The sequence below is a fragment of the Pseudomonas cedrina subsp. cedrina genome (assembly GCF_001983175.1).
GTDB lineage: Bacteria > Pseudomonadota > Gammaproteobacteria > Pseudomonadales > Pseudomonadaceae > Aquipseudomonas > Aquipseudomonas cedrina.
This window is the reverse complement of the sequence record NZ_MNPW01000013.1, coordinates 198,140-211,249: the sequence shown is the minus strand read 5'-3', so window position 1 is coordinate 211,249 and position 13,110 is coordinate 198,140. Positions and strand designations below refer to the sequence as shown.

Here is a 13,110-nt window from a genome sequence, read left to right as displayed (position 1 = left end):
CCGAAGGTACCTAAACCCAAAGAGTGGCTTGAAGGCAAAGCTGCGAATGCCCACGTGTCGACGGATCGGGTGCTCAAGGCCGCTAAAACCAAAAGACCTTGAAAGGGCTGGCCGTAAGGGCGGAACCCTAAGCCGCCGTTACCGCAGCAACGGATATGTACTCGGTCAAACCCAAAAAAACGGTCGGCCCGTAGGCCGCCCTCGCCACACACCGTCGAAAGTTGTGTAGATACCTATGCTGCGATGGCATCGCCTCGGTGAGACTGATGAACCGAGTCGTCTGCATCGCAGGCAAGCCAGCTCCCACATTTTGATCTCCACAGTTCTTGAGAACGGGTTACTTGTCCCTGAACTCCGGCGCCCGCTTGGCCACGAATGCCGCCATGCCTTCCTTCTGATCCTGCGTCGCAAATGCCGCGTGGAACACCCGGCGCTCGAAGCGCACGCCTTCGGACAGGCTCACTTCAAACGCGCGGTTCACGCTTTCCTTTACCATCATGCTGATCGGCACCGACTTGCCGGCGATCAGGGTGGCGACTTTCAGCGCTTCTTCCAGCAGCTCATCGGCCGGCACGATTCGCGCGACAATCCCGCAGCGCTCGGCTTCAACCGCGTCGATAAAGCGCCCGGTCAGGCACATTTCCATGGCCTTGGCCTTGCCGACCGCGCGGGTCAGGCGCTGGGTGCCGCCCATGCCCGGCAATACGCCAAGGTTGATTTCGGGCTGGCCGAACTTGGCGTTGTCACCGGCCAGGATAAAGTCGCACATCAGGGCCAGTTCACAACCGCCGCCGAGGGCGAAGCCATTGACGGCGGCAATGATCGGTTTGCGGCGGTTGGCCACACGGTCACTGTCGCTGAACAGGTCGTCGAGGTAGATCTGCGGGTAGGTCAGCTCGGCCATTTCCTTGATGTCGGCACCGGCGGCGAAAGCCTTCTTCGAACCGGTCAGCACGATGCAGCCGATCTCGGGGTTGGCTTCCAGTCCGTCCAGCGCGTGGTTCAACTCGCTGACCAGTTGCGCGTTCAGGGCGTTCAAGGCTTGGGGGCGATTAAGGGTGATCAGCCCGACGCGGCCCTGGACGTCGAGCAAAATGGTTTCGTAACTCATGTAGTGGCTCCTTAGAGATTGCGTGAGATGACCATGCGCTGGATATCGCTGGTGCCTTCGTAAATCTGGCAGACCCGCACGTCGCGGTAGATCCGCTCAAGGGGGAAGTCGTTCAGGTAACCGTAACCGCCCAGGGTTTGCAAGGCGCCGGAGCAGACTTTTTCGGCCATTTCCGACGCAAACAGCTTGGCCATCGAGGCTTCCACCAGCGCGGGCTTGCCGCTGTCGCGCAGGGCGGCGGCGTAATGCACCATCTGCCGGGCTACCGCGATTTGCGTGACCATGTCTGCCAGGCGGAAAGCTACCGCCTGGTGTTCGATGATGGGCTTGCCGAAGCTTTCGCGCTCGCGGGCGTAGTCGCGGGCCGCTTCAAACGCGGCGCGGGCCATGCCCACTGCCTGCGAGGCAATGCCCACACGGCCGCCTTCGAGGTTGGCCAGGGCAATCCTGTAGCCTTCGCCCTCCTGCCCGAGCCGGTTGGCAACGGGCACCTTCAGGTCCTCAAACAGGATCTGGCAGGTATCGGAGGCATGCTGGCCGAGTTTGTCTTCGACCCGCGCCACGCTGTAGCCCGGCGAATCGGTCGGCACGATAAACGCGCTGATCCCGCGCTTGCCGGCCGCCGGGTCGGTCACGGCAAACACAATTACCACCCCGGCGTTCTGCCCGGAGGTGATGAACTGCTTGCAGCCGTTGAGCACGTAGTGGTCGCCGTCCAGGCGCGCGCGGGTTTTCAGGCCGCTGGCGTCGGAGCCGGCCTGGGGCTCGGTGAGGGCAAAGGCGCCGAGCATGGCGCCGCTGGCCAGGGGCTCGAGGAACTGCGCTTTCTGCTGGTCGTTGCCGAACGTGAGGATCGGCACGCAGCCGACCGAGTTGTGCACGCTCATGATGGTGGAGCAGGCACCGTCGCCGGCGGCGATTTCTTCCAGCGCCATGGCGTAGGCCAGGTAGCCGGTGTCGCAACCGCCCCACTGTTCCGGCACCAGCATCCCGAAAAAGCCCAGTTCGGCCATTTCAGCGATGGCTTCCTTGGGAAAGCGGTGTTCGCGGTCCCATTCGGCGGCGAAGGGTTTCAGGCGCTCCTGGGCGAATTGCCGGGCCGCGTCGCTGATTTGCAGCTGTTCGTCATTGGGCAGCATCGGGGTTCCTCAATACAGGCATTCGACGGCCATGGCCGTGGCTTCACCGCCGCCAATGCAGATGGCGGCAACGCCACGCTTGAGGCCGTTCTGGCGCAGGGCCGAGAGCAGGGTCACCAGGATCCGCGCACCGGAGGCGCCGATCGGATGGCCCAGGGCGCAGGCACCGCCGTGGATGTTGACCTTGGCGTGGGGGATCTGCAGTTTGCTCATGGTCACCAGGCTCACCACCGCAAAGGCTTCGTTGATCTCGAACAGGTCAACGTCATCCAGATTCCAGCCGGTCCGGGTCATCAGTTTGCGGATAGCCCCCACCGGCGCTACCGGGAACAGTCCCGGCTCATCGGCGAAGGCCGCATGCCCGTGGATCACTGCCAAGGGCTTGAGCCCGCGTTTCTCGGCCTCGGACTGACGCATCAGCAACAAGGCCGCCGCGCCGTCCGAGATCGAGCTGGAGTTGGCCGCAGTCACCGTGCCGCCTTCGCGGAACGCGGGTTTCAGGCTGCCTATCTTGTCCAGCCTGGCCTTGGGCGGCTGCTCATCATGCAGGACTGTCTTCTGCTCTTTGCCCACGGTGACCTGCAGCGGAACAATCTCTGCGGCAAAGTTGCCGTGGGTAATGGCCTCTTGCGCGCGGGTCAGCGAGGCGATGGCGAATGCATCCTGGGCTTCTCGGCTGAAGCCGTTATGCAGCGCGCAGTCCTCGGCAAAGGTGCCCATCAGGCGGCCTTTATCGTAGGCGTCTTCCAGGCCGTCGAGGAACATATGGTCGAGCACCTTGCCGTGGCCCATGCGGTAGCCGCTGCGCGCACGGTCCAGCAGATACGGGGCGTTGGACATGCTTTCCATGCCCCCGGCGATGACCACGTCAACGCTGCCGCCCATCAGTGCGTCATGACCCAGGATCGCTGCCTGCATGCCCGAGCCGCACATTTTATTGAGGGTGGTGCAACGCGTGGCCTTGTCCAGCCCGGCGCCCAGGGCCGCCTGGCGTGCAGGTGCCTGGCCGAGGCCTGCGGGCAGTACGCAGCCAAACAACACTTCGTCCACGGCATCCGTGGCGATACCGGCACGCTCGACTGCGGCTCGAATCGCGGCGGCGCCCAGCTGCGGCGCGGTCAGGCCCTTGAGGTCGCCCTGGAACCCGCCCATGGGCGTACGCACGGCGCTGACGATAACGATGGGATCTGTCATGGAAAAACCTCCTTACCTGGCCGCCATGCGCAGGGCGCCGTCGAGACGGATCACCTCGCCATTGAGCATGCTGTTTTCAATGATATGCCGCACCAGCGCGGCGTATTCGTCGGGTTTGCCCAGGCGTGGCGGAAACGGCACGCCCGCGGCCAGGGATTCGCGCACCTGCGGGGTCATGCCGGCCATCATCGGCGTTTCGAAAATGCCGGGGGCGATGGTCATCACGCGAATGCCAAAGCGCGCGAGTTCCCGCGCGGCCGGCAATGTAAGGCTGGCAATTGCGCCTTTGGACGCGGCGTAGGCGGCCTGGCCGATCTGCCCGTCAAAGGCCGCCACCGAAGCGGTATTGATGATCACGCCGCGCTCGCCGTCGGCATTCGCCTCGGTCTGCGCAATGGCCGCCGCCGCCAGGCGCAGCAGGTTGAAGCTGCCGATCAGGTTGACGTTGATCACCTGGGCGAAGCTGGCCAGCCCATGGGGGCCGTCCTTGCCGAGGATTTTTTCGCCACGCACCACGCCGGCGCAATTGACCAACCCATGCAACCCGCCAAACGCTGCAACCGTGGCCTGCACGGCGGCCTCGGCCGCCGCTTCCTGGCTGATATCCGCGACGGCGCTGCGGGCGTTATCGCCAAGCTCCCGGGCCTTGGCCGCCACCGCATCCGCATTGAGGTCCACCAGCATCACCTTGGCACCCGCATCAATCAGCATCCGGGCGGTCGCCGCGCCGAGGCCGGAAGCGCCGCCGCTGACCAGGAAGATCTTGTTTTCAATCTGCATTATGGTTTCCTTGAACGGTCCGAATGGGTGGAATACTCGCTCCGGGGCGCCACGGCGGCAATGGTCAAAGCCTTCAAGCTGGCTGACTGTTTTGGCCATGGTTTCTACATAATGCGGGTTTGACACCTGCGGTGGTCTGACCGAAGCTGACGGCTTTGCATTCACTGCCCAAGTTCTCGGACGCCTGCATGTCAAAGTCACGCCGTTACTCCATCCTCGGCCTGTGCGCCCTGCTCTCCATTGCGCTGATCACCTGGTATTTCTCCCGCTCCACGCCGGCCGCGGTTGCGCCCGCGATTGCCCAGGGTTATTCCAAAGCCTTGAAACAGGCGCACAACGGTGAGCCGGGAGCCGCCCGCGTGCTGTACCAGCAACTCGGCCGACCGGACCTGTCGCCCGAGCGCCGCGCTGCGTTGCATGCCGAACTGCCCAACTACCCCAGCCCCCAAGCCTTGAAACTGGCCGGTAAAGACCTGAGCAGCCCATCACCGCAGGTTCGCGAGGCCGCCATCCATAGCATTGTCGGCCTGGTGCCCACCGGCCAGCGCACGCTGTTGCTCGGCCCGGTGCTGGATGATCCCGAACAAACCGTCCGGTTTGCCGCCGCCAACGCCTTGCTTGGCCTGTCGCCCGACACCCTGAGCCTGTATTTCGGGCCGTTGCAGCAAGTGCTGGATGAGTTTGTGAAAACACTCAAGGCCCAGCCTGAAACCGCCGAAGGCTGGATTCAACTGGCGCGGCTGTACATCCACAGCGCCCAGTTACCGGATGCCCAACATGCCCTGGAACAGGCCATGCGCCTGCAGCCGGACAACCTGCAGGCCGTGGTCGCGCAGATCGAGCTGCTGGATAAACAGGGCAAGACCGACGAGTCGCGCCAGCTGTTGGCGCGCCAGCTGGCGGCGCACCCGGAATCGGCTTATCTGCAACATGCGCTGGGGATGTGGCTGTTGCACCATGGCGAGCGGCCCTATGCCCTGCTCGGCCTGTCCAAAGCCGTGGAACTGGAACCGGACAATCAGGATTACCGCTACGACCTCGCCACCACCCTGCACGCTCAGCAGGAACTCGAAGCCGCCCAACGCCAACTCGAAGAAATCCTCCAGCGCCACCCCGCCAACCGCAAGGCGCGGGTGTTGCTGATCAGCTACTGGAAGGAAAGCGGCCAATTGCAAAACGTGCAGGTGCTGCTCGCGCAACTTGAGCAGCAGAACCCGGATGATCCCGCGCTGCAGCAAGGTCTTTAGCCCTGCGCCGGCGACGCTCAAGAACACGCCTGCGTTGTGCAATTTCTACAAAACGTTGAACGGCCACGGGCCGCTACGGTCAAGAGAATATGGCGCGCCCAAGGCGGTGCGCTCTTATTTGTTTGTGACCTGAGGGCACTCCTTGTCTATACCCAACGAGCTGTTCAGTGAAAAGGCGGCCACCGGCATTGAAGGTCTTGATGACATTCTTTCCGGCGGGCTATCGCGCGGCCACTTGTTCCTGCTGGAAGGTGAACCGGGTACCGGTAAGACCACCGTCGCCCTGCATTTCCTGCAGGCCGGCGCGAAAAACGGCGAGACGTCGTTGTACATCACTCTGTCCGAAACCGAGCGCGAACTGCGCCAGGGCGCCAAGTCCCACGGGTGGGATCTGGACGACAATATCCATATCTTTGAGCTGACCCCACCTGAAAGCCTGCTCAACGCCGAGCACCAGCAAAGCCTGTTGTACTCCTCCGACCTGGAGCTGGGCGAAGCCACGCGGCAGATTTTTGAAGCCGTGGAGCGCTTCAAACCGACCCGCGTGGTGCTCGACAGCCTGTCGGAGATCCGCTTGCTGGCGCAGAGCTCACTGCGTTATCGCCGGCAGATCCTGGCGATCAAGCACTACTTCGTGCGCTACGAAGCTACGGTGCTGTTGCTTGACGACCTGACCACCGAATCCCTCGACAAAACCGTGCACAGCGTGGCCCACGGGGTGATTCGCCTGGAAGAACTGACCCCCAACTACGGCGCTGAACGCCGCCGGGTGCGGGTGGTGAAATACCGTGGGCAAAAGTACCGTGGCGGTTTCCATGACTTCACCATCATGGGCGACGGTATACATGTGTTCCCGCGCCTGGTGGCGGCCGAACATCGTGGCGGTTACAACCGCCAGACCCTGTCCAGTGGCATCCCTGAAATGGACGCCTTGCTCGGCGGCGGTGTCGAGACGGGCTCAAGCAGCCTGATCCTGGGCCCGGCCGGTACCGGCAAATCCTTGATCTCGATGATCTTCGCCGCCGCCGCTGTAGGCCGTGGCGAAAAGGCGGCACTGTTCATTTTTGATGAAGAGCTGGGCTTGTTGTTCGAGCGCATGCACAACATGGGGATTGACCTTCAAGCGATGCAGGCCACGGGCAACCTGTTGATCGAGCAGGTGGACGCGGCCGAGCTGTCGCCGGGCGAGTTCTCCCACCGGGTACGGCGTTGTGTGGATGAACTCGGGATCAAAACCGTGGTGATTGACAGCATCAACGGCTACCAGGCATCGATGCCGGAGGAAAACGCGCTGATCCTGCACATGCACGAATTGTTGCTGTACCTCAACCGGCGCGGCGCGGCGACGTTCATGACCGTTGCTCAGCATGGCCTGGTCGGCGACATGCAAACGCCGGTGGACATCACCTACCTTGCCGATACCGTTATCCTGCTGCGTTACTTCGAGGCGCTGGGCAAGGTACGCCGCGCGATATCCATCATCAAGAAAAGAACCGGCTCCCATGAATCGACTATTCGCGAATATCGCATTGGCAATACTGGCATGACAGTCGGCGAGCCACTCGAGAACTTCCAGGGCGTGCTGCGGGGTATCCCGATCTACATGGGCGCTGGATCACCGTTGCTCAAGGACGAGGACTAGTGCCTACCCGTTCCCTTGCTTCCGAACGCGCGCTCATCCTTGCGCCATTGGGGCGTGACAGTTCCCTGGCGCAGATGATGCTCGGTGAGGCCGGTTACGTCGGCGTCATTGCCGACAACCTGGAAAGGCTCTGCGAGATGCTGACGCAAGGCGCCGGGCTGCTGATCATTGCTGCCGAAGCGCTGCGCGGCGCCAATCTGGAGCCGTTGCTGGAGCAGTTGCACGAGCAGCCCGCCTGGTCGGATTTGCCCATCGTGCTGATGACCCATCATGGCGGCAGCGGACAAAACGGCTCATCGCACTTGAGCGGGCTGTTGGGCAACGTGACGTTCCTGGAGCGGCCCTTCCACCCCGTCACGCTGATCAGCCTGGTCAGCGCAGCGCTGCGCGGCCGGCGTCGCCAGTACGAGGCGCGCGACCGCCTGGTCGACCTGAGCCAGAGCGAGCTGCGTTTGCAGCGCACATTAGAGACCTTGGAGCAGCAGGTCGAAGAGCGCACCGCGCAGCTGCGCAGCAACGAAGAAGCGCTGCGCCAATCGCAAAAAATGGAAGCCGTCGGCCAATTGACCGGCGGTATCGCCCATGACTTCAACAATATGCTCACCGGTATCATCGGCAGCCTCGAGCTGCTGCGCAGACGCGTGGCCCGGGGCAAATTGGATGACCTCGACAGCCTGATCGACCTGGGCGTCACTTCCGCCAACCGCGCTGCCGGCCTGACGCACCGCCTGCTGGCTTTTTCCCGTCGCCAGTCGCTGGACTCCAAACCGGTCAATATCAACGAACTGGTCAGCTCGATGGGCGAGTTGCTGCAACGCAGCATCAATGAAAGCATCAAGCTGGACATGCGCCTGATCGATCAACTATGGACAGCCGAAGTCGACCCCAACCAACTGGAAAGCGCCCTGCTCAACCTGGTGATCAACGCACGCGATGCAATGCCCAGTGGCGGCAGGCTTACGGTCGAAACCACCAACCGCCACCTGGACAGCGTATTCACCGCCGCCTATGGCTCCTTGAGCCCTGGCGACTACGTGGAACTGAGCGTCAGCGACACCGGCTGCGGCATCCCGGAAAATATCATGGGCCGCGTCTTCGACCCCTTCTTCACCACCAAGCCCATTGGTCAGGGAACAGGGTTGGGTCTGTCGATGATCTATGGGTTCGCCCGTCAATCCCATGGCCATGTGACCATTTACAGCGAGGTCGACAGGGGCACCACCGTCAGCCTGTTCCTGCCACGCTATATGGGCGAGATCATCAACCCTGAAGCGCCCAACCCCACGCTGGCGCCGTTCGCCAACCGCGGTGAAACCGTATTGATTGTCGAGGATGACCCGGCGGTGCGTGTCCTGGTCAGTACCGTGTTGAAGGAACTGGGCTACGCCTATGTCGAGGCTGGCGATGCCCACAGCGCAGTGCCGATCATCGAGTCGGGCCAGCGCATCGATTTGATGATCAGCGATGTAGGGCTGCCTGGGATGAACGGCCGGCAACTGGCGGAAATCGGTCGCCAGATTCGACCTGAGCTGAAGGTGCTGTTCATCACAGGCTATGCCGAACACGCGGCGGTGCGCGGCGGCTTCCTGGACCCGGGCATGCAGTTGATTACCAAACCCTTTACGTTCGACCTGTTGACGGCCAAGGTACGGGAGATGATCCGGCAGGCCGGCGCCTGAACGGCAACCAGATCACGCAGATGGTAACGATCTGATGTAAATAAGCATGGAATCGGGCAGTCACTCAACGACACCAACAGGCTGCGCTGTCCCGTCGAGACGGACCGCGCGCCTTCTGTAGCTTGACTGAGTGATTGCCGATGAGAACGACCTCTAGCGCCCATGGCCTGCCTGCTGTTCCCGTTACCATGCAGGTGGTTGAAACCGTACCGCTGGTGCCTCTTAGGCAAAGCACGTCGCACGCGGCCAAGCCGTCACCCCTCCTTGACAACGTCCTCGAAACCCAGAAAGCACTGCAAGGCAATATCGCTAACCGGCAGGCGTTCCGGCGCACATTGCTGGGCGAAGGGTTGAAAGAATTCGTTGAATTAAGCCAAACGGCCCGTGAAAGGGCCGCATTACCGTTCTCCGATCGGAACCACCTGAGCCAGGACGACTACCGACAGCAGATCAAGGACGTCATCGAACGTTGCCTGCATGCCACTTCGATGCCAATCGACACGGACTCCGCCTATCGTACCGAGAGAGGCATGGAACCTGGCAGCGAGGTCAGCCTCATGCGCTTTATCGAGGACAACGGCTGGCGCGTCCCCACGACCTACGATGAGCTGAAGAACCTGTTCGATTCTCTTGGAACGGTTGCGCCGACCACCCCGCCGCACGGTAATTTCAGCGGTGCCCTGGCCTGGCCCGTGCCATTGAGTCATGAGGACCAGTTGGGCCTCTATTACCATCCGATCCAGACCCTGCCAGGGGTTGAGCAGGATGGGCTGTTCAACGTGCTGACCCGCCACCTTGCGCTGGACAAGGCCACGCTGGCGCAACCGCGCAAGGTGCTGGAACGGCTGATCGCCTCAACCGCCGGGCAGGCATTGGGTGAAACACTGCAACGTAAATATGGGGGCGTGGTCACTACGTCGTCCAACGCTGACTGGTTGCTCGCGGCGCTGCACGCCTCCCTTGACGCACAAACCCTGCTGGGCTCTACGCCAACGCCAGCACGTAACAGTGTCGCCGGGTTTGACCTGGCCAAGGCCGATTACATCGGCAAGCCACCCGGAGCGGTTCTCCAGGCATTCACCACACACCTGGCCAGCCAGCAACACATTAGCCCCGAACTGGCGTCAGTGGCCGCACATTTGCTGCTTTCACGCCGGGCACCGGCTTTTCTGGTGAAGGACATCCCCGCAGGCGTGCAATGCGGCTCCCACGCCTGGGTCACGTTGCAGGTCGCTGTCGCGCGCCTGGAAGCCAAGGCTCCGGGCTCAACCGCGCGGATGAATTATGCCCAGGTCATGCGACACGCCGACCACGCCCCGATCACAGTAGAAGACCAGGCAGTGGAATACGCGGCCCAGCAGGCGGCGCTCAAGGACTGGGGGGTTGCCAACGGGGTCATCCGCGGTAATGCCAACGATCAGTACACAGAAGATCAGTTGAGTGCACTGCACACTGCATTCAATGCCCAGATCCAGGCGCTACGTGCCGGTTCTGAAGCCTACGCCAGTGAAATGCCGACGCGCCGGGAACTGGCGCTCAAGCACCTCAAACAGGCGTATGGCAGTGCAATCCCTTTCGAGAAACGCTGCATTTCACTGTACAGGGATAGCCGCGACCACCCTGGCCCCTACTCGTTGCTCGACCTTTATCTGCAGCAAGGAAACCTCGACGGCATAGGCGCTTCATGGGTCTCGAGCAGTGCGGATGTGCCGCTCAAGCAACTGTCTAGCAGCTATCGATTGCCCAATGTCGAAGCAGAATTTTCGAGCACCTTCGCAGGCTACTGCGAGGCGATGGACAAGGCCATCGCGACGCAGACCGCACACCTGATCGCAAGCCTGCCGTTGGATGACCGCCAGCACCTCGAGTCGGGAAAACTGACCATCGCCCGAAAGATATCCATCACTCGCGGCGGTTACCCGCCATTCCCCGAACGGCGAAAGCCGAACGATCACAGCCTTTATCTCAAGACCGAGCACCAGGGCGAGGTACGTACGTACGTGCTCAATCTCAAGGACAACATGATTCAACGCCAGGACGAACACTGGGAACTCGGCGATAGCCTGGGCGGCGACGGCCAGGTCTACGGACGCTTTGAGAAAGTCGCAGACAGCCCGGTCGGACCTGCGATGGAAGGCTACCCACCGAGCTATTCCAGCGCGCGGACAGCCTTGATAGGTTCGGCCATGGTCAAGGATGCGAACATCCGCCATTACGAAGGCGAAGCGCGCGGCAGGACCACGTTTGAGAGCGAGGTGCCGTTTTACAAAGCCGGACGAGAATTCTTGCTCAACCTTATTCCTTTGCGGTCGGCCATCGTTAATTTCCAGCAGGGCAACATAGGCGATGGCATCGCTGACTTAGCTTTCGACGCCTTCGGGTTCATGCTCGGGGCCGGTTCCGCAGCCAAAGGTGTCAAGGCATTGCAAGCGGGCGCGTCGTTAAGTGCTCGGGTTGCACGGGGCGGCAGGATTATGGGGCGCGCGGCAGTCGGCGCCCTGAACCCCCTGGACGGCACCGGCCAACTGCTGTTCAACCTGGCGCGTGGTGGGCAAAAAAGTACGCTGCACGCCTACCGGCTTCTTCGGGGCAGCGCAGACAGCTATGACTTGCTCAAGGCCAGCAAGCACTTCGATGCGGGCGCGGTGGGCACCTATAAGCTGCAAGACACTATTGTCGAAGGGACGGCAGTGCTGACCAACGGTAAATGGTATGCCTTCGACAACGTGAACGGTCGCCCTTACGGCAAAGCTCTGGATGATTTCCAGCCTTCATTACGCGCCACCGAAGCCCAATTGGGCACCTGGGGCAACGCGGCCCCGGTTGTTTCGCAGGACTCGGCTGACTTGCGTAAGCGTTGGGACGAGCTGGTTAAACAGCACAAAAACGCTGATGACCCCGCGGATTTCCTGCATGGATACAACGAAGGCGATCCCCGGGCCGTCAAGGGTTTTCGCTCGGCAATGAAAACTGAAGACATCAGGCAACTAGCGACCAGCGGGCGGTTGACCCCAGAAGAGATCGGCACCCTCGCGCGCCATGAGGAACGACTGGCGGTGCAACACGGTTTCAAGGGGGTCGATAGTGTGTATGAACATGTCAGCTCCGCCGGTGGCCGCTTCATACCCGCGCCGCAGGTGTTCTACCTCAGCCAGACCAATCCGCTGTCCCAGGGCCAGTGCGCGGCCATGTCGCGGCTGATGGCCAGCGCCATGGAGCAAGGCGCAGAAGCGACGTTCATCGGCAACCTGTTCACGGCCGCCGCCAACCCCGCCACCCAGGCATCGCGAGAGTTCGTCGCGCAATTGACGGCGGTACAGAAACAACTGATGGGCCCAACCCTGTTTCATGCTGCCAGGCCACGCCGAAAATTGGGTTACAAAGACGTTATTGCCGAGCTCACCAATACCCGCGAGCCCCGGAGCCTCATGCTTGGCACGCCGGGCCACGCAATGGCGGCGGGTACATTGGGCGAGGGGTCGAATAAAAAATTCTATTTCTACGACCCCAATTTCGGCGTCGCCATGTTCGACAGCCCCGAGGCGATGAAACGTGGCCTGGAGAAACTGTTCACGGATAAAAAGTTGCCGGTTCAGTACACGACCCACAGTGCCGACCCGAGCAAGTTGGAGTTCGAAGTCAGCGTCTACGATGACGCGTGGAAAAGTACTACCGGGGTCAGCGATAAAACCGTCAAGGACCTCACCGAAGTGCCGCTACTTGCCCCATCGAAATCGGTCACTGCGCCTGACGTGCCAAAAAAACCGCAGATACCGGTGCCACCACCCACGGTCATAACACCACGGCCAGTCGAGGTGCTGATGGGGCAGTCCCACACACTCACCGATCAAGTGTCCACCCTGAAAACGACCAGCCTCAGCGACTGTTCGGCGCTGGTCGTGCTGTCAAACCTCAAGGACGGCGTTTACCAGAAGCGGACGTTGGTGCATTTGACCGGGAGCAACCTGGGTCAGCCGGTCAATGGCACGAGCAATGGGTTCGCCTGGCTGCAACAGGCCAACAAGGATCTGGAAGGCGGTGGCAAGGTCTTGTTCGTCGGCGGCACCGATACCAAAAGCGTGGTAGGTGTAGCGGTCGTTATCGGACAGCAGGGCGAACAGTCAGGGCAACCCCTGCTGGACTTGCTGCAACGTAAGGATGTGTCCGTCACTTACGCCAGCTCCGCCGGCGTAGAGGTTTACCCGGACGGTACATTCAAGCTCAACGACAACGACGGTGCCGGCGTATTCAGCCAAAGCAAGGTCAAGGAAATAATCGATTTTGCCAAGGACTGATACGGGATCAGCTTTGCCAGGGT

General features: G+C 61.6%; 8 protein-coding genes. 4 read left to right on the top strand and 4 right to left on the bottom strand.

Annotated features, from left to right (window positions below):
* Window positions 1–337: 337 nt before the first annotated feature.
* The 4 genes from BLL36_RS25010 to BLL36_RS24995 are packed head-to-tail and all read right to left on the bottom strand — an operon-like array spanning window position 338 to window position 4,224.
* On the bottom strand, window positions 338–1,111 hold the full coding sequence (locus tag BLL36_RS25010) for an enoyl-CoA hydratase (RefSeq protein ID WP_076954275.1): 774 nt from the start codon (window positions 1,109–1,111) through the stop codon (window positions 338–340).
* An 11-nt stretch (window positions 1,112–1,122) separates the two neighbouring features.
* Complete coding sequence (locus BLL36_RS25005) at window positions 1,123–2,250, bottom strand: acyl-CoA dehydrogenase (RefSeq protein WP_076954274.1); 1,128 nt, start codon at window positions 2,248–2,250, stop codon at window positions 1,123–1,125.
* Between the two features lie 9 nt (window positions 2,251–2,259).
* A complete protein-coding gene (locus BLL36_RS25000; RefSeq protein WP_076954273.1) occupies window positions 2,260–3,444 on the bottom strand; it encodes an acetyl-CoA C-acyltransferase in 1,185 nt (394 codons plus the stop codon).
* Between the two features lie 12 nt (window positions 3,445–3,456).
* A complete protein-coding gene (locus tag BLL36_RS24995; RefSeq protein WP_076954272.1) occupies window positions 3,457–4,224 on the bottom strand; it encodes an SDR family NAD(P)-dependent oxidoreductase in 768 nt (255 codons plus the stop codon).
* Between the two features lie 188 nt (window positions 4,225–4,412).
* On the opposite strand from BLL36_RS24995, the gene BLL36_RS24990 reads away from it, so the two are divergent.
* The 4 genes from BLL36_RS24990 to BLL36_RS24975 all read left to right on the top strand — a co-directional run bounded on the left by BLL36_RS24990 (window position 4,413) and on the right by BLL36_RS24975 (window position 13,087).
* A complete protein-coding gene (locus BLL36_RS24990; protein WP_076954271.1) occupies window positions 4,413–5,471 on the top strand; it encodes a tetratricopeptide repeat protein in 1,059 nt (352 codons plus the stop codon).
* Between the two features lie 142 nt (window positions 5,472–5,613).
* Complete coding sequence (locus BLL36_RS24985; protein ID WP_076954270.1) at window positions 5,614–7,113, top strand: ATPase domain-containing protein; 1,500 nt, start codon at window positions 5,614–5,616, stop codon at window positions 7,111–7,113.
* Window positions 7,113–8,792: an ATP-binding protein gene (locus BLL36_RS24980; protein ID WP_076954269.1), complete on the top strand. Its 1,680-nt coding sequence runs from the start codon at window positions 7,113–7,115 to the stop codon at window positions 8,790–8,792. Before BLL36_RS24985 ends, BLL36_RS24980 begins: the two co-directional genes overlap by 1 nt.
* A gap of 140 nt (window positions 8,793–8,932) precedes the next feature.
* Entirely contained in the window at window positions 8,933–13,087 is a 4,155-nt protein-coding gene (locus BLL36_RS24975) for a hypothetical protein (RefSeq protein ID WP_130925996.1), read from the top strand.
* Window positions 13,088–13,110 lie beyond the last annotated feature (23 nt).

Coding starts and splice junctions, on each gene's coding strand:
- BLL36_RS25000 (WP_076954273.1), bottom strand. CDS start 3,444: ATGACAGATCCCATCGTTATCGTCAGCGCCGTGCGTACGCCCATGGGC.
- BLL36_RS25010 (WP_076954275.1), bottom strand. CDS start 1,111: ATGAGTTACGAAACCATTTTGCTCGACGTCCAGGGCCGCGTCGGGCTG.
- BLL36_RS24995 (WP_076954272.1), bottom strand. CDS start 4,224: ATGCAGATTGAAAACAAGATCTTCCTGGTCAGCGGCGGCGCTTCCGGC.
- BLL36_RS24975 (WP_130925996.1), top strand. CDS start 8,933: ATGAGAACGACCTCTAGCGCCCATGGCCTGCCTGCTGTTCCCGTTACC.
- BLL36_RS25005 (WP_076954274.1), bottom strand. CDS start 2,250: ATGCTGCCCAATGACGAACAGCTGCAAATCAGCGACGCGGCCCGGCAA.
- BLL36_RS24990 (WP_076954271.1), top strand. CDS start 4,413: ATGTCAAAGTCACGCCGTTACTCCATCCTCGGCCTGTGCGCCCTGCTC.